Annotated in this window: 19 protein-coding genes; 7 read left to right on the top strand and 12 right to left on the bottom strand. The window is 71.3% G+C overall.

Annotated elements, in window-relative coordinates:
* Positions 1–440: FHA domain-containing protein (locus tag G3I41_RS17825; protein WP_164401210.1), on the bottom strand; the 440-nt coding region annotated here is incomplete at its 3' end.
* 227 nt (positions 441–667) lie between these two features.
* On the opposite strand from G3I41_RS17825, the gene serB reads away from it, so the two are divergent.
* A complete protein-coding gene (gene serB, locus G3I41_RS17820) occupies positions 668–1924 on the top strand; it encodes a phosphoserine phosphatase SerB (RefSeq protein WP_203601239.1) in 1257 nt (418 codons plus the stop codon).
* 80 nt (positions 1925–2004) lie between these two features.
* Here serB and G3I41_RS17815 read toward each other — a convergent pair whose 3' ends face one another.
* From G3I41_RS17815 to G3I41_RS17805, 4 genes are all read right to left on the bottom strand, one after another.
* Positions 2005–2523 (bottom strand): histidine phosphatase family protein, encoded by a 519-nt coding sequence (locus tag G3I41_RS17815; protein ID WP_164401208.1) that lies wholly within the window; start codon positions 2521–2523, stop codon positions 2005–2007.
* Positions 2524–2595: 72 nt separating this feature from the next.
* The gene (locus tag G3I41_RS17810; protein ID WP_164401207.1) at positions 2596–2796 is read right to left on the bottom strand and encodes a hypothetical protein; all 201 of its coding nucleotides are present in this window, start codon (positions 2794–2796) and stop codon (positions 2596–2598) included.
* 146 nt (positions 2797–2942) lie between these two features.
* A complete protein-coding gene (locus G3I41_RS37455) occupies positions 2943–3053 on the bottom strand; it encodes an SGM_5486 family transporter-associated protein (protein ID WP_260697003.1) in 111 nt (36 codons plus the stop codon).
* A gap of 26 nt (positions 3054–3079) precedes the next feature.
* A complete protein-coding gene (locus G3I41_RS17805; protein WP_164401206.1) occupies positions 3080–4366 on the bottom strand; it encodes a CynX/NimT family MFS transporter in 1287 nt (428 codons plus the stop codon).
* Between the two features lie 101 nt (positions 4367–4467).
* On the opposite strand from G3I41_RS17805, the gene G3I41_RS17800 reads away from it, so the two are divergent.
* A complete protein-coding gene (locus G3I41_RS17800) occupies positions 4468–5142 on the top strand; it encodes a FadR/GntR family transcriptional regulator (protein WP_164401205.1) in 675 nt (224 codons plus the stop codon).
* 9 nt (positions 5143–5151) lie between these two features.
* Here the strand turns inward: G3I41_RS17800 and G3I41_RS17795 are convergent, their stop codons facing one another.
* From G3I41_RS17795 to fabG, 3 genes are all read right to left on the bottom strand, one after another.
* Positions 5152–5532, bottom strand: a complete 381-nt coding sequence (locus G3I41_RS17795) for a hypothetical protein (RefSeq protein ID WP_164401204.1) — start codon at positions 5530–5532, stop codon at positions 5152–5154.
* A 173-nt stretch (positions 5533–5705) separates the two neighbouring features.
* The gene (gene fabI / locus G3I41_RS17790; protein WP_111333260.1) at positions 5706–6473 is read right to left on the bottom strand and encodes an enoyl-ACP reductase FabI; all 768 of its coding nucleotides are present in this window, start codon (positions 6471–6473) and stop codon (positions 5706–5708) included.
* Positions 6474–6478: 5 nt separating this feature from the next.
* On the bottom strand, positions 6479–7198 hold the full coding sequence (gene fabG / locus G3I41_RS17785; RefSeq protein ID WP_164401203.1) for a 3-oxoacyl-[acyl-carrier-protein] reductase: 720 nt from the start codon (positions 7196–7198) through the stop codon (positions 6479–6481).
* Positions 7199–7423: 225 nt separating this feature from the next.
* Here fabG and G3I41_RS17780 point away from each other — a divergent pair, with 225 nt between their 5' ends.
* The 3 genes from G3I41_RS17780 (at position 7424) to tyrS (ending at position 11743) form a co-directional block, all read left to right on the top strand.
* The gene (locus tag G3I41_RS17780) at positions 7424–8947 is read left to right on the top strand and encodes a TldD/PmbA family protein (protein ID WP_164401202.1); all 1524 of its coding nucleotides are present in this window, start codon (positions 7424–7426) and stop codon (positions 8945–8947) included.
* An 82-nt stretch (positions 8948–9029) separates the two neighbouring features.
* Positions 9030–10424, top strand: a complete 1395-nt coding sequence (locus tag G3I41_RS17775) for a metallopeptidase TldD-related protein (RefSeq protein WP_164401201.1) — start codon at positions 9030–9032, stop codon at positions 10422–10424.
* A gap of 50 nt (positions 10425–10474) precedes the next feature.
* Positions 10475–11743: a tyrosine--tRNA ligase gene (gene tyrS / locus G3I41_RS17770; RefSeq protein ID WP_164401200.1), complete on the top strand. Its 1269-nt coding sequence runs from the start codon at positions 10475–10477 to the stop codon at positions 11741–11743.
* A 75-nt stretch (positions 11744–11818) separates the two neighbouring features.
* Here tyrS and G3I41_RS17765 read toward each other — a convergent pair whose 3' ends face one another.
* Complete coding sequence (locus G3I41_RS17765; RefSeq protein ID WP_093709444.1) at positions 11819–12094, bottom strand: GlsB/YeaQ/YmgE family stress response membrane protein; 276 nt, start codon at positions 12092–12094, stop codon at positions 11819–11821.
* A 195-nt stretch (positions 12095–12289) separates the two neighbouring features.
* Between G3I41_RS17765 and G3I41_RS17760 the strand changes: the two genes are divergently transcribed.
* Both G3I41_RS17760 and G3I41_RS17755 read left to right on the top strand, forming a co-directional pair.
* On the top strand, positions 12290–12658 hold the full coding sequence (locus G3I41_RS17760) for a DUF3099 domain-containing protein (RefSeq protein WP_164401199.1): 369 nt from the start codon (positions 12290–12292) through the stop codon (positions 12656–12658).
* A gap of 206 nt (positions 12659–12864) precedes the next feature.
* Positions 12865–13107: a hypothetical protein gene (locus tag G3I41_RS17755; RefSeq protein WP_164401198.1), complete on the top strand. Its 243-nt coding sequence runs from the start codon at positions 12865–12867 to the stop codon at positions 13105–13107.
* A 10-nt stretch (positions 13108–13117) separates the two neighbouring features.
* Here G3I41_RS17755 and moaA read toward each other — a convergent pair whose 3' ends face one another.
* The 3 genes from moaA to G3I41_RS17740 all read right to left on the bottom strand — a co-directional run bounded on the left by moaA (position 13118) and on the right by G3I41_RS17740 (position 16250).
* Positions 13118–14107 (bottom strand): GTP 3',8-cyclase MoaA, encoded by a 990-nt coding sequence (moaA, locus tag G3I41_RS17750; RefSeq protein ID WP_164401197.1) that lies wholly within the window; start codon positions 14105–14107, stop codon positions 13118–13120.
* 149 nt (positions 14108–14256) lie between these two features.
* On the bottom strand, positions 14257–15888 hold the full coding sequence (locus G3I41_RS17745) for a cation acetate symporter (RefSeq protein WP_164401196.1): 1632 nt from the start codon (positions 15886–15888) through the stop codon (positions 14257–14259).
* Positions 15885–16250: a DUF485 domain-containing protein gene (locus G3I41_RS17740; RefSeq protein ID WP_164401195.1), complete on the bottom strand. Its 366-nt coding sequence runs from the start codon at positions 16248–16250 to the stop codon at positions 15885–15887. Before G3I41_RS17740 ends, G3I41_RS17745 begins: the two co-directional genes overlap by 4 nt.
* Between the last annotated feature and the right edge of the window lie 233 nt (positions 16251–16483).

The raw sequence follows: 16483 nt of genomic DNA, 5'->3' as shown, positions 1-16483 counted from the left end.
TGCTGCCAGCCCTGCTGCTGCGGCGCGACGGGCTGCTGGGGTGCCGGCTGCTGCCGGCCCGGTCCGCCCTGCTGGGGCTGGTGCGGCGGGGTCTGCTGCGGCTGCGCGGGGCCGGCGGCCCGGCCGCTGTAGACGTCCGCGGCGCTCAGGCTCAGGCGGGGTCCGTCGGTGGCGTTGCCCAGGTTCACGGTGGAGCCGGCCGCGATCTCCATCTGGTGGATCCGCTGACCGTGCACGTACGTGCCGTTGGTGCTGCCGTGGTCCTCGATGAACCAACTGCGCCCGTTCCAGCTGATCGTGGCGTGCCGCCACGACACTCTGGCGTCGTCGATCGCCATGTCCCCCTGGGGGTCACGTCCCAGGGTGTATGCCCTGGACGGATCGAGCGTCCAGGTCCTGCCATTCAATTCCAGTACGAGTTCCGGCACTCCGCGCCCCACTAGTTGTCCCCCGTGTCACCCCCGTCGCAGGGGGTCTAGGGATGCTGAACATCGTGGGGAACTATTCCAGGAGCAGTCCCTGATACGAAAGCCGGGCGACCGAGGGTGACCGCACCGAGACCTGCGCTGCCAGGCGAAAGGGGACGGACCGGGTGCGGGTGCCCGGGTGTCCGGCACTCGGGACGGGCTGCCCGCGCGTGCCCGGGGACCGATACGGTGGAAACACCATGAGCGTATCCCGGCCTCCTGAGCCCGCCCTGTCTCCCGAGCCCGCCGCGTCCCGGCAGGGTCCGGACGTACCGACCCTTCTCGTGAAGATCTTCGGGAAGGACCGCCCCGGGATCACCGCGGGTCTCTTCGACACCCTCGCCGCCTACTCGGTCGACGTGGTCGACATCGAGCAGGTCGTGACCCGGGGCCGCATCGTCCTGTGCGCGCTGGTCACCGCCCCCACCGCGGGCGGGACCACCGAGGGCGAGCTGCGGGCCACCGTGCACAGCTGGGCGGAGTCGCTGAAGCTCCAGGCCGAGATCATCTCCGGCACCGGCGACAACCGGCCGCGCGGCGTCGGCCGTTCCCATGTCACGGTGCTGGGGCACCCGCTGACCGCGGAGTCCACGGCGGCCATAGCGGCCCGGATCACTTCGACCGGCGGGAACATCGACCGCATCTTCCGGCTGGCGAAGTACCCCGTCACGGCCGTCGAGTTCGCGGTGTCCGGTACGGGGACCGAGGAGCTGCGCACCGCACTGGCGCCGGAGGCCGCGGGCATCGGCGTGGACGTGGCGGTCGTCTCGGCGGGGCTGAGCCGCCGGGCGCAGCGGCTCGTCGTGATGGACGTCGACTCGACGCTGATCCAGGACGAGGTCATCGAGCTGTTCGCGGCGCACGCGGGCTGCGAGGCCGAGGTCGCCGAGGTGACCGAGCGGGCGATGCGCGGCGAGCTGGACTTCGAGCAGTCGCTGCACGCCCGGGTGGCGCTGCTCGCGGGGCTCGACGCGTCCGTGGTGGACAAGGTCCGCTCCGAGGTACGGCTGACCCCGGGGGCCCGGACGCTGATCCGCACGCTGAAGCGGCTCGGCTACCAAGTGGGCGTGGTCTCCGGCGGTTTCACGCAGGTGACCGACGACCTGAAGGAGCGCCTGGGGCTCGACTTCGCCTCCGCCAACACGCTGGAGGTCGTGGACGGGAAGCTCACGGGCCGGGTGACCGGGGACATCGTGGACCGGGCGGGCAAGGCCCGGCTGCTGCGGAGCTTCGCCGCCGAGGCGGGGGTGCCGCTGGCGCAGACGGTGGCGATCGGTGACGGGGCCAATGACCTGGACATGCTGAACACGGCGGGGCTCGGGGTCGCGTTCAACGCGAAGCCGGTGGTCCGCGAGGCCGCGCACACGGCGGTGAACGTGCCGTTCCTGGACACCGTGCTCTATTTGCTAGGCGTCACCCGCGAGGAGGTCGAGGCGGCCGACGGCCTCGTGGAGTAGGTCGCGCCGCTCCTGTACGGGAAGGGCCCCGGCGCGCACCTCACGGTGTGTGCCGGGGCCCTTCCCCTGCGGGCGGCGGGTCAGTCGTTGGGGGTCCAGTACTCGGCGAGCCGGCCGACGCCGTGCTCGACGGTCTTCCAGGGGCCGGTGAACCCGACCACGGCGAAGGCGGCGGTCGGGAAGCCGCCGCGCGCCATCCGGGAGAGCGCATCGCCCTCGCCGCTTCCGGAGAGGGCGTCGGCGAGCGCGTGCATGCCGGGGTTGTGGCCGATGACCAGCAGGTCGGCGACGTCGTCCGGGGTCTCGTTCACCAGGGCGATCAGCTCGCCGAGCGATGCCTCGTAGAGCCGCTCCTCGTACACGGTCCTCGGGCGCTCGGGCATCTCGTGCACGGCCAGTTTCCACGTCTCACGCGTTCTGACGGCGGTCGAGCAGAGGGCCAGGTCGAAGACGATCCCGGAATCGGCCAGCCTGCGGCCGACCATGGGGGCCTCCATGCGGCCGCGCTCGGCCAGCGGCCGCTCGTGGTCGGACTCCTGCGACCATTCCGCCTTGGCATGCCTGAGAAGGACGATCCTGCGAGGTGTATCGGCGCTCATACACTTCAGCTTCGCATGAAACGCGCCAGCTGGCGCAGGGTGTTGGAGGCTTCGTGCCCCCGGGCGCGGAGGTCAGCGGGTCAGCAGCTCCACCAGGTGCCGCAGCAACTGGCCGGCCGCCGATTCGCCGGTGGCGGCCTGCGCCTGGCCCGGTCCGGCGACCAGCAGCAGGAGCGCGGCGAAGGCGGCGGCGGGCAGCGCGACCGCCCACCACGGCAGCCGCACGCCGACGCCGCTCGGCTCCGGACGGGTGGTGTGCGTACGGGCCGGCATGTCCGCCTCCGTGGGTGGTCGGTTCTGGTACTCAGAACCTACGGAGGCGAGGGCGTCGCTCCCATCCGGTGACCCACCCACTTCACCCTGACCCTGGCCCCCTAGGGGATGGGGGTGCTAGCACCACCCCTGCCGGGGCCGGGGCGTCACGGGGACGCGATGGCGGCGATGACGCCGACGACGACCGTGATCAGCAGCATGGCCCCGAAGACGAGGAGCAGCTTCTTCTGACCGTTCTGGGGGTTCGGATCGAGCACAGGTGACATGGTCCCAGTCTCGCATCTCAGGATTCGTCCTCGATCGTCCGGTCCCGGCCGGCCAGGACGCCCATGGCCATCTGCGGCACCATCAGGGCGGCCATCAGCGCGATCGGCACCCCCCAGCCGCCGCTGTGCTGGTAGAGCACGCCGACCAGGAGCGGCCCGGGGATGGAGATCAGGTAGCCGGTGGACTGGGCGAACGCGGACAGCCGGACCACTCCGGCACCGCTGCGGGCCCGCATGCCGATCATCGTGAGGGCGAGCGGGAACGCGCAGTTCGAGATGCCCAGCAGCAGCGCCCAGGCCCAGGCGCCGCCGGAGGGGGCCAGGTAGAGGCCCGCGTAGCCGGTCAGGCCGCAGGCGCCGAGGAAGACGACGATCGGGCCCTGGGTGCGCATCCGGGCGGCGACGCGCGGGATGACGAAGGCGAGCGGGACGCCCATGGCCATGGTGACCGCGAGCAGGACGCCGGCGGTACCGGCGGAGACCCCGGCGTCCCGGAAGATCTGCGGCATCCAGCCCATGGTGATGTACGCGGCGGTGGCCTGGAGGCCGAAGAAGCAGGCGAGGGCCCAGGCGGTCCGGCTGCGGGTGATCCGGATCTCCGGGGCCTGCGGCTGCGCGGCGGCGGAGGGCTCGTGCGCGGTGGCCCGGCTCCGGACGAGCGGGAGCCAGGGCAGGATCGCGGCGGCGGCCAGGACGGCCCAGATGCCCAGGCCGGCCTCCCAGCTGCCGCCCATCGCGTCGGTCAGGGGCACGGTCACGGCGGCGGCGAGCGAGGTGCCGAGGGCCAGGGCCATGGAGTAGAGGCCGGTCATGGAGCCGACACGGTCGGGGAACCAGCGCTTGACGATCACCGGCATCAGGACGTTGCTGACGGCGATGCCCATGAGGGCCAGGGCGCTGGCGGCCAGGAAGCCGGCCGTGCCGCCGACCAGGGGCCGGATCACCAGGCCCGCCGTGATCGCGACCATGCCCGCGCAGACCACCGCACCGGGGCCGAAGCGGCGGGCGAGGCGCGGTGCCATGACGCCGAAGACCGCGAAGCAGAGCGGGGGCACGGAGGTGAGTACCCCCGCGACGCTGCCGCTCATGTGCAGCCCGTCCCGGACCTCTTCGAGGAGGGCGCCGAGGCTCGTGATGGCGGGGCGGAGGTTGAGCGCGGTGAGGACGAGCCCGATGGCGACCAGGCGCAGCGTCCACGGCGCGGGGCCGGACCGCGGTGCGGCGGCGTCGGCTCGGGTGGCTGCCGGGGCGCCGGGGCTCAGGGTCCCGGTCGCGGTCTGGGGAGTCGTCTCTTCGTCACGCATGAGGCCATCATAGAATCATGGGATGATTGGTTGTCCATTCCGTCCGCCCACCGGACCCTGAGAGGATCGGGGCTCATGAGCAGTTGCGACCGAGGAGCACCATGGCGCTGACGTCCCCGAGGCGTTCGGCTCTCGCCGACCAGGTGATTGCCCAGCTGAGGAACCAGATCACCACGGGCGAGTGGCCGGTGGGCTCCCGCATCCCGACCGAACCCGAGCTGGTCGAGCAGCTGGGGGTGGCCCGCAACACGGTCCGGGAGGCGGTCCGGGCGCTCGCGCACAACGGACTGCTGGACATCCGGCAGGGCTCGGGCACCTATGTGGTCGCCACCAGCGAGCTGGCCGGGGTGATGCACCGCCGGTTCGCCGCGGCGGACCCACGCCACATCGCCGAGCTCCGGTCGACCCTGGAGTCCTCGGCGGCGCGCCTCGCCGCGGTCCGGCGCACCGACCGGGACCTGAAGCAGCTGGACGCGCTGATGCGGCGGCGCGAGGAGACCTGGGCGGCCGGTGACGCCGAGGCGTTCGTGGCCGCCGACGCGACGCTGCACCTGGCCGTGGTGGCCGCTTCCCACAACGACGTGCTGACGGGGCTCTACGCGGACCTGGGCGACCTGCTGCGGGACTATCTGCGCGGCGACGTCGGCCAGGAGCTGCGGCCGGAGAACCACATGGACCACAGCCGCCTGGTCGAGGCGGTCCGGGCGGGCGACGCGGAGACGGCGGCGACGGAGGCCGCGAGCCACGCGTTCAACTGCCTGGCGGACCGGGTCTAGCCCTGGTCTCTAGGCTCTGGGCGCCGTGCTGTGGGTGACCCAGGCGGAGGCGACTTCCTTCCAGCAGCGGTCGGCCAGGCGCACCGTCCGGCCCGGTGCGACGGTGAGCGGCGCGGAGTCCGCGTCCACGTCCCACCAGCGGGCGCACTCGGTGTGCAGCTGGACGCGGTCGGCCGAGGGGTACGGGTTGTGGCAGTGGGCGACGACCCGGGAGCCCTCGACGGACGTACGGCACTCGGAGCCGGCCGGTTCGGGGCTGGGCGCGGGCGGTGCGGCCGCCCCGGCGGCTCCGACGTGCCCGGCGGCGTACAGGCCGACCGGGACGAGCAGCGCGGCGACGACCGCGCCGGAGGCCAGCAAGGACCGGGTTCGGTGAGGTGTGCGACGCACAGCGATCTCCTCCCCACGCCTGGCCGGAAGTCCGGTTCCTCCACATTCTGCGGTGGATCGTCCGGCTTTTCGACCTGAGCGGGGCAAGGGCGTGCGCAGCGGGGAAACGACCGCGCACCGCCTCCGGAGGACGCCGGGGACGGTGCGCGGTCGGAACGTACGGGCCCGAGGGGTCAGGCGCCCATCATGTGCACGCCGCTGTCGACGTGGATGATCTCGCCGGTGGTCCTCGGGAAGAAGTCGGACAGCAGCGCGACGATGCCGCGACCGGCCGGCTCCGGGTCCTTCATGTCCCAGGCCAGCGGCGCGCGGGTGTTCCACACGTCGGCGAGCCCGTCGAAGCCCGGGATGGACTTCGCGGCCATGGAGCCGAGCGGCCCGGCCGAGATCAGGTTGCAGCGGATGCCGTCCGGGCCCAAGTCGCGGGCCAGGTAGCGGGAGGTGGCCTCCAGGGCGGCCTTGGCCGGGCCCATCCAGTCGTACTGCGGCCAGGCGAACTGCGCGTCGAAGGTGAGGCCGACGATCGAGCCGCCCTCGCTCATCAGCGGCTTGCACGCCATGGCGAGCGACTTCAGCGAGAACGCCGAGACGTGCATCGCCGTGGAGACCGACTCGAACGGGGTGTTGAGGAAGTTGCCGCCAAGCGCGTCCTGCGGCGCGAAGCCGATGGAGTGCACCACACCGTCCAGCGAGCCCAGCTCGTCGCGGACCAGTCCGGCGAGGCGGTCCAGGTGCTCCTGGTCGGTCACGTCGAGCTCGATGACCTTGGCGGGCTTGGGGAGCTTCTTGGCGATGCGCTCGGTCAGGGTCGGCCGCGGGAAGGCGGTCAGGATGACCTCCGCGCCCTGCTCCTGGGCCACCTTGGCTGCGTGGAACGCGATGGACGACTCCATCAGCACCCCGGTGATGAGGATGCGCTTGCCGTCGAGAATTCCGCTCATGGTGATCAGTGACCCATGCCCAATCCGCCGTCAACGGGGATGACGGCTCCAGTGATGTACGACGCGTCGTCGGAGGCGAGGAAGCGCACCGCGGCGGCGATCTCCTCGGGCTGCGCGTAACGCGCGAGCGGCACCTGGGCCACGATGCCCTTGCGCTGCTCCTCGGTGAGCACCTGCGTCATGTCGGTGTCGACGAAGCCGGGCGCGACGACGTTGAAGGTGATGTTCCGCGAACCCAGCTCGCGCGCCAGGGACCGGGCGAATCCGACCAGACCGGCCTTGGAGGCGGCGTAGTTGGCCTGGCCCGCCGAGCCGAGGAGGCCGACGACGGAGGAGATCAGGACGACGCGGCCCTTCTTGGCGCGCAGCATGCCGCGGTTGGCGCGCTTGACGACCCGGAAGGTGCCGGTGAGGTTGGTGTCGAGTACGGACGTGAAGTCCTCCTCGGACATCCGCATCAGCAACTGGTCCTTGGTGATGCCGGCGTTGGCGACCAGCACCTCCACGTTGCCGTGCTTCTCCTCGATCTCCTTGTAGCCCTGCTCGACCTGCTCCGGGTCCGTGATGTCGCAGCGGACCGCGAGGACACCGGCTTCGATGAGCTCGGCGGGCGGCTCGCCGGAACGATAGGTGATCGCGACCTTGTCACCGTTGTCGGCGAAAGCGCGGGCGATGGCGAGGCCGATGCCCCGGTTTCCTCCGGTGACGAGAACCGAGCGGCTCAACGGATCACCCTTTCGTTAGCGGTCTGGTACCTCGGAAACCTATCGGTACCGTCCGCGCGGCGGAGAATCGGCCCCTGACAGCGCCTCCGGCCGGGCACTGTCGGGTTCCTACAGTCCGGGGCCCGGGTCGTGCCGGGACAATTCCTCCGCGCCGGGGCCGCGGGCCGTGCTTCACTGCCTCGTAAACGATCCGAGGGTATGTGACCGCGAAGGAGAGGCCGCCCCGTGCCCCATGAGGTAGATCAGTCGTTCCTGGCGCTTCCGCTACGGGCCCTCGCCGACGCGGCGCTCGCCCGGGCGCGGGCGCTCGGGGCGGCGCACGCCGACTTCCGGTTCGAGCGGGTGCGCAGTGCCACCTGGCGGCTGCGGGACGCCCGGCCCGCCGGGGGTTCCGACACCACCGACCTCGGGTACGCGGTCCGGGTCGTGCACGGCGGGGCCTGGGGGTTCGCCTCGGGCGTCGACCTGACGATGGACGCGGCGGCCCGGGTGGCCTCGCAGGCCGTCGCGATGGCCAAGCTGTCGGCGAAGGTGATCGCGGCGGCGGGCTCGGACGAGAGGGTGGAGCTGGCGGACGAGCCCTCGCACGGGGAGCGCACCTGGGTCTCGGCGTACGAGGTCGACCCCTTCGACGTACCCGCCGGGGAGAAGGCCGGGCTGCTCGCCGAGTGGAGTGCGAGGCTGCTGGCGGCCGAGGGCGTGGCGCATGTGGACGCCTCACTGATGGCCGTGCACGAGAACAAGTTCTACGCGGACACGGCGGGCACGGTCACCACACAGCAGCGGGTCCGGGTGCATCCGGAGTTCACGGCCGTGGCGGTGGACTCCGCGACCGGCGAGTTCGACTCGATGCGCACCATCGCGCCGCCGGTGGGGCGCGGCTGGGAGTACCTGACCGGGACCGGCTGGGACTGGGCCGGCGAACTGGAGCGCATCCCGGGGCTGCTGGCCGAGAAGATGCGGGCGCCGAGCGTGGAGGCGGGGACGTACGACCTGGTCGTGGACCCGTCCAACCTGTGGCTGACGATCCACGAGTCGATCGGACACGCCACGGAGCTGGACCGGGCGCTGGGTTACGAGGCGGCCTACGCGGGGACGTCGTTCGCGACGTTCGACCAGCTGGGGAAGCTGGCGTACGGCTCGCCCGTGATGAACGTGACGGGCGACCGCACCGCCGAGCACGGGCTCGCGACGATCGGCTACGACGACGAGGGCGTCAAGGCGCAGTCCTGGGACCTGGTGAAGGACGGGACGCTGGTGGGCTACCAGACGGACCGCCGGATCGCGAGGCTCACGGGTCTCGGCCGGTCCAACGGCTGCGCCTACGCGGACTCCCCCGGCCACGTCCCCGTGCAGCGCATGGCGAACGTGTCGTTGCGGCCCGACCCGGGCGGGCTCTCCACGGAGGACCTGATCGGCGGGGTGGAGCGCGGGATCTACGTGGTCGGGGACCGGTCGTGGTCCATCGACATGCAGCGGTACAACTTCCAGTTCACCGGGCAGCGGTTCTTCCGCATCGAGAACGGCCGCCTGGCCGGGCAGCTGCGCGATGTCGCGTACCAGGCGACGACGACGGACTTCTGGGGCTCGATGGAGAAGGTCGGCGGCCCGCAGACGTACGTGCTGGGCGGCGCCTTCAACTGCGGCAAGGCCCAGCCGGGCCAGGTCGCGGCGGTGTCCCACGGCTGCCCGTCGGCCCTGTTCCGGGGCGTGAACATTCTGAATACGACGCAGGAGGCCGGGCGATGAGCGGCAACCACGGAGCCGGCCGGGGGCCCGGGGGTCGTCCCCCGGGAGAGCACAGTCTCAACACGACGCAGGAGGCCGGGCGATGAGCCGCGTCAGCAAGCCGTACGAGATCGTCGAGCGGGCGCTCGGGCTGTCGAACGCCGACGGCTGTGTGGTCATCGCGGACGAGAAGTCGTCGGCCAATCTGCGCTGGGCCGGCAACACCCTGACCACCAACGGGGTCACCCGGGGCCGGACCCTGACCGTCGTCGCCACGGTCGACGGCGCCGAGGGGTCCGCCTCCGGGGTGGTGTCCCGGGCCGCCGTCACGACGGACGACCTGGAGCCGCTCGTCCGGGCCGCCGAGGCCGCCGCGCGCGCCGCGGGACCGGCCGAGGACGCCCAGCCGCTGGTCACCGGGGTGCCCGCGTCGCCCGACTTCACGGACGCTCCCGCCGAGACGGGCTCCGAGGTGTTCGCCGCGTTCGCGCCGGCTCTCGGGGACGCCTTCGCCCGGGCCCGGGCCGGGGGGCGCGAGCTGTACGGCTTCGCCCACCACCAGATGACCTCCACGTACCTCGGCACCTCCACGGGGCTGCGGCTGCGCCACGACCAGCCGAACGGCACGCTGGAGCTGAACGCCAAGTCGCCCGACCGCACCCGGTCCGCCTGGGCGGGCCGCTCCACGCGGGACTTCCAGGACGTGGACCCGGCCGGGATGGACGCGGAGCTGGCGCGGCGGCTCGGCTGGGCGGAGCGCCGGATCGAGCTGCCCGCCGGGCGGTACGAGACGCTGCTGCCGCCGACCGCGGTCGCCGACCTGCTGATCTACCAGCTCTGGTCCTCCACGGCACGGGACGCGGCGGAGGGCCGGACGGTGTTCTCCAAGCCGGGGGGCGGTACCCGGCTCGGCGAGACGCTGTCCCCGCTGCCGCTGACCCTGCGCAGCGACCCGCACGCGCCGGGCCTGGAGTCGGCGCCCTTCGTCCTCGCGCACTCCTCCGGGGACGGGGCCTCGGTCTTCGACAACGGGCTGCCGCTGGCCCGGACCGACTGGATCGCCGACGGCCGCCTGGAGCGGCTGACGACGACCCGGCACACCGCGGCCCTGACCGGGCTGCCGCTCGCCCCGGCGGTCGACAACCTCATCCTGGAGGGCGGGGGCGAGAGGTCGCTGGAGGAGATGGCCGCCGCCACGACCGGCCGCGCGCTGCTGCTGACCTGCCTCTGGTACATCCGCGAGGTGGACCCGGCCACGCTGCTGCTGACCGGGCTGACCCGGGACGGGGTCTACCTGGTGGACGACGGCGAGGTGGTCGGCGAGGTGAACAACTTCCGGTTCAACGAGTCCCCCGTCGACCTGCTGTCCCGGGCCACCGAGGCGGGCCGCACCGAGAAGACGCTGCCGCGCGAGTGGGGCGACTGGTTCACCCGGGCCGCGATGCCCGCGCTGCGCGTCCCGGACTTCAACATGAGCTCGGTCAGCCGGGGCGTCTGACCCGCCTAGACTGAACCGTCAAACGTATCGCCCTAAGGAGCACTGGAACCGTGACGGACATCGTCGACGAGCTGAAGTGGCGCGGGCTGTTCGCCCAGTCCACCGACGAGGACGCATTGCGCAAGGCTCTCGCGGACGGTCCCGTCACCTTCTATTGCGGCTACGACCCCACCGCGGCGAGCCTGCACGTCGGCCATCTGGTGCAGGTGCTCACGATGCGCCGGCTCCAGCAGGCCGGGCTGCGGCCGCTCGCCCTGGTCGGCGGGGCCACCGGTCAGATCGGTGACCCCCGGCCGACCGCCGAGCGCACGCTGAACGACCCGGAGACCGTCGGCCAGTGGGTGACCCGGCTGCGTGCGCAGATCGAGCCGTTCCTGTCCTTCGAGGGCGAGAACGCCGCGGTCATGGTCAACAACCTGGACTGGACCGCGGGCCTGTCCGCGATCGAGTTCCTGCGGGACATCGGCAAGCACTTCCGGGTCAACAAGATGCTGACCAAGGAGTCCATCGCGCGCCGGCTGGAGTCCGACGAGGGCATCAGCTACACCGAGTTCAGCTACCAGCTGCTCCAGAGCATGGACTTCCTGGAGCTGTACCGCCGCTACGGCTGCACCCTCCAGCAGGGCGGCAGCGACCAGTGGGGCAACCTCACGGCCGGTCTGGACCTCATCCACCGCCTGGAGCCGGGAGCCGAGGTGCACGCGCTGGCGACGCCGCTGATGACGAAGGCGGACGGCACCAAGTTCGGCAAGTCGGAGGGCGGGGCCGTCTGGCTCGACGCCGGGATGACGACGCCGTACGCGTTCTACCAATTCTGGCTGAACGTGGACGACCGGGACATCTCGCGCTACATGCGCATCCTCAGCTTCCGGACCCCGGCCGAGCTGGAGGAGCTGGAGAAGGTCACGGAGGAGCGCCCGCAGGCACGGACGGCGCAGCGCGCGCTGGCCGAGGAGCTGACGACGCTCGTGCACGGGGCGGACCAGTGCGCCGCGGTCGTCGCCGCCTCGAAGGCCCTGTTCGGCCAGGGTGAGCTCGGCGAGCTGGACGAGGCGACGCTGAGCGCCGCCCTGTCCGAGGTGCCGCACGCCCGGGTCACCGAGCTGGGCCCGCTGGTGGACCTGCTGGTGGAGGCCGGTCTGGCACCGAGCAAGTCGGGGGCGCGGCGCACGGTCAAGGAGGGCGGCGCGTACGTAAACAACGTCAAGGCCGTCGACGGCGAGGCGGCCCCGGCCCGCGAGGAGCTGCTGCACGGGCGCTGGCTGGTGCTGCGCCGGGGCAAGAAGAACCTGGCGGCGATCGAGGTCACGGCCGGCTGAGCCGTATCCCTACCGCAGGACAGCGGCCGGGCGCGCGTGGTGCGTGCCCGGCCGCTGTCGTCGGTTCCCGCGGTTTCAGGTGCGCTGCCTGTTGCCCCGGAGCGAGGCGTACAGCATGTCGCCGACACCGACCACCACCACCGCGCCGATGAGCTGGAGCACATGGCGCGTCCAGTCGATGCCCTTGGTGTCGTTGACGCCGATCCAAGTGGCGACGGCATTTCCGAGGACGCTGCCGATCATGCCGAAGATGACCGTCAGCCAGAGGGGGATCTGCTGCTTGCCCGGCAGGATCGCCTTGGCGATCAGTCCGAGCACCAGGCCCACGATGATTGCCCACAACCAGCCCATGCTGCCTCCTTGAGCGACGCGGTGTCGCGCATGTCCCGCCCAGTCTCGGCGCTGCGGCGGCCCGCCGCACGTCGGGCGGGTCCGTGCGGACGGGGGCGGAATGTACGCATACGGCGTGCCCCGGTCTCGTGCGCGCCGGATGCCGGGCGTAGCGTAGGAGCGGCCGGTCCGGGTCCGGGGAAGGTTGGTGGGGACGTGGTGCGCAAACAAGGTGATGCGGAGGTCTTCCGGATCACGGGGGCCCGGCAGGGGCTCGCCGAGGACGTGCGCGGCAGACAGCGCCGCTATGTGATCTCGATGAGCGTGCGCACGGTGTCGGTGGTGGCCGCCGCGGTCCTGTGGAACGTGGAACGGCACATCGCGTTCGTGGCACTCGGTCTCGGGGTGCTGCTGCCGTACGTGGCCGTCGTCATCGCCAACGCGGGCCGCGAGACCAGCCCGGCGCTGCCGTCCACGTTCGTACTGCCGCCCCAGTCGTACCCGGCGCTGGAAGCCGGTGCGGCGGCGCCCTCACCGCAGTCCGGACGCGGTTTCCGGTCTTCGGATGCGGCGGAGCACGGCTGAGCCCACGGCGGAGCCAAGCTCAAGAAAAGCTCAGATCAATCATGAAGTTCCGGTGCACCGCGGCAGGGTGTGCGTGACATACTTTGAAAGCGCTCCGCATCCCCCGTCGGAGCGACGGACCGACGCCGGGCAGCTCCCCCCGTGGCTGCCCGGCGTCGCCATTCCCGCGTCCGGGTACGCGTCCGGCACCCTCTAGGGTTGAGTCCGTGAACTCCCCGGAATCCGCCGAGAACTCCACGGCCCCCATCTGTTCGGCCAAGGGCTGCCGGGCCGACGCCGTCTGGGTGCTGGCCTGGAACAACCCGAAGCTGCACACGCCGGAGCGCCGCAAGACGTGGCTGGCCTGCGAGGAGCACCGGGAGCACCTGTCCTCGTTCCTCGGGATGCGGGGCTTCCTCAAGGACGTGGTGACGCTGGCGGAGTGGGAGTCGCGCCCCGCGTCCCCGTGACGGGACGGGCTCAGCCGCCGATCGCGGACATCGGGCGGTCGGGCTGGAGGAAGCTCGGGTCGTCAAGGCCGGATCCGGCCTTCTTGCCCCACATCGCCTGCTTCCAGACGCGGGCGATCTCCTCGTCGGGCGCCTCCGAGCGCAGCGCCCCGCGCAGGTCGGTCTCCTCGCGGGCGAACAGGCAGGTGCGGACCTGTCCGTCGGCGGTGAGCCGGGTGCGGTCGCAGGCCCGGCAGAAGGGGCGGGTGACGGAGGCGATGACGCCGACCCGGTGCGGTCCGCCGTCGACGGTCCAGCGCTCGGCGGGGGCGGAGCCGCGCTCGCCGTCGTCCTCGGGGGTGAGGTCGAAGCGGGTGCGCAGGGAGGCGAGGATGTCGCCCGCGGTGATCATGCCGTCGCGCTTCCAGCCGTGCTGGGCGTCCAGCGGCATCTGCTCGATGAAGCGGAGCTCGTAACCGTGCTCGACGGCCCAGGCGAGCAGGTCGGGGGCCTCGTCGTCGTTGAGCCCCGGCATCAGGACGGTGTTGACCTTGACGGGGGTGAGCCCGGCGTCGCGGGCGGCCTCCAGGCCGGCCAGCACGTCGTGGTGGCGGTCGCGGCGGGTGAGGGTCTTGAACACCTCGGGCCGCAGGGTGTCGAGCGAGACGTTGACCCGGTCGAGGCCGGCGTCCTTCAGGGCCGCGGCGGTCCGCTTCAGCCCGATGCCGTTGGTGGTGAGGGACATCCTCGGACGGGGTTCCAGGGCCGCGCACTGCTGGACGATGGAGACGAGGCCGGGGCGCAGCAGCGGTTCGCCGCCGGTGAAGCGGACCTCGGTGACGCCGAGCGTGGTGACGGCGATGCGGACGAGCCGGACGATCTCGTCGTCGGTGAGGAGATCGGGCTTGGCCAGCCACTGCAGACCCTCCTCGGGCATGCAGTACGTGCAGCGCAGGTTGCACCGGTCGGTCAGCGAGACGCGCAGGTCGGTGGCGACCCGGCCGTAGGTGTCGATGAGCACGGTGGCCCCCTCCCCCGGTGGTGTCCCGGTCGCGGTATCTGACTCCTTCGAGCCTACGCGAGACCGGTGGGGGCGGAGGGGGCCCGTTTGCACGAGGCGCGGCGAGGTCGCGTCGTAGGACCCTACGACGCGACCTCGTACGGGCGTGGTCAGTGGGCCCCGATGCCGGTGAGGGACTTGACCTCCAGTTCCGCGTACTTGCCCTTGTCCGGCTCCTCCTTGGACAGGAGCGAGCCGATCCAGCCGAGCAGGAAGCCGAGCGGGATGGAGATCAGGCCGGGGTTCTCCAGCGGGAACCAGGAGAAGTCGACGCCCTTGAACATCGAGGACTTCTCGTTGCCGGAGACGACCGGCGAGAACAGCACCAGGATCACGGAGGACGCCAGGCCGCCGTAGATCGACCAGAGCGCGCCCCGGGTGGTGAAGCGCTTCCAGAAGAGGCTGTAGAGGATCGTCGGCAGGTTGGCGGAGGCCGCGACGGCGAAGGCGAGGGCGACGAGTCCGGCGACGTTCATGTCGCGGGCGAAGACGCCGAGGACGATCGCGGCGGCGCCGATGAAGACGGTGGACCAGCGGGCGGCCTTCATCTCCTCCTTCTCGGTGGCCTGCCCCTTGCGGATGACGTTGGCGTAGATGTCGTGCGCGAAGGAGGACGAGGAGGCGAGGGTCAGTCCGGCGACGACGGCGAGGATGGTGGCGAAGGCGACGGCGGAGATGACGGCGAGCATGATCGCGCCGCCGGTGGTGCCGGTCCCGCCGAGGTATTCGGCGAGCTGCGGTGCGGCGGTGTTGCCCGGCGCCTCGATGTTCTTCGGACCGATCAGCGCGGCGGCGCCGAAGCCCAGGGCGATGGTCATCAGGTAGAAGGCGCCGATGATGCCGATGGCCCAGTTGACGGACTTACGGGCGGCCTTGGCGGTGGGCACCGTGTAGAAGCGGATCAGGATGTGCGGCAGTCCCGCGGTGCCGAGGACCAGGGCCAGGCCGAGGGAGAGGAAGTCGAGCTTCGAGGTGCCGGTGGCCCCGTACTTCAGTCCGGGCTCCAGGAACGCGGAGCCGTGGCCGCTCTTCTCGGCGGCGGTGCCCAGCAGGTCGGAGACGTTGAAGTCGAACTTCCACAGCACCATGAGGGTCATCAGGAGGGCGCCGGCGATGAGCAGGACGGCCTTGACCATCTGGACCCAGGTGGTGCCCTTCATCCCGCCGATGGTGACGTAGACGATCATCAGTACGCCGACCAGCGCAACGATGAGGATCTTTCCGCCGTCGCTGCTGATGCCGAGGAGCAGGGTGACCAGTGCTCCGGCGCCCGCCATCTGTGCCAGCAGGTAGAAGATCGACACGATGATGGTGGAGACGCCCGCCGCGGTGCGCACCGGGCGCTGGCGCATCCGGTAGGCGAGGACGTCGCCCATGGTGTAACGGCCCGAGTTGCGCAGGGGTTCGGCGACGAGCAGGAGCGCCACCAGCCAGGCGACGAGGAAGCCGATGGAGTAGAGGAAGCCGTCGTAACCGAAGAGGGCGATGGCGCCGGCGATGCCGAGGAAGGACGCGGCGGACATGTAGTCGCCGGAGACCGCGAGTCCGTTCTGGAAGGCGGTGAACTGGCGCCCGCCCGCGTAGAAGTCGGCGGCGCTGCGGGTCTGGCGGCCGGCCCAGACGGTGATGCCGAGGGTGGCGGCGACGAAGACCGCGAACAGCGTGATGATGAGCGGCCGGTGCTCGCTGGTGGACGAGGCGGCGAGGGTCACGGCGGTGTGGGAGTGGTACGCGGCGCTCATGCGTCGGCCTCCATGCGGTTCTTGATGGCCTCGGCCTTCGGGTCCAGCTTCGCGTTGGCGTGGCGCGAGTAGAACCAGGCGATGAGGAAGGTGGTGGCGAACTGGGCGAGGCCGAAGACGAAGGCCACGTTGATGTCGCTGAAGACCTTGGTGCCCATGAAGCCGCCCGCGTAGTTGGAGAGCAGCACGTACAGCAGGTACCAGAGGACGAAGGCGATGGTCAGCGGGAAGGCGAACGAACGGTGGGAGCGGCGCAGTTCGCCGAACTCCGCACTGGCCTGCTCCGCGAGGAACGCCTCGGTCGTGGGCTGGGCAGGGCTCTTCTCCGTATTGCCCTCGGGCGGCGGTGCATCGGTAGCCACGGATTCTCCTCGCGACGCGGGTGCGGTGGTGGGGACGGTCGGTTGCACGGGGGACCTCGTATTCGGGGTGGTGGTGCGCTTCCCCTGACAACGGCACGCAGCCCGCGGCGAAGCGGTTCACTTGGGTTCGCCCCCGCTCTCCGTCACCCCTTCGGGGGGACCGATGAGCACGTGTTCGTGCGAATCGATTGATGTGCCGGGATGATCGGCGCTAGCTTCACTGGTCATGTACG

The sequence above is a fragment of the Streptomyces sp. SID9727 genome (assembly GCF_010550605.1).
Classification (GTDB): domain Bacteria; phylum Actinomycetota; class Actinomycetes; order Streptomycetales; family Streptomycetaceae; genus Streptomyces.
Note: the sequence above shows the minus strand (reverse complement) of the source record. Positions and strands in the feature narration are given on the sequence as shown.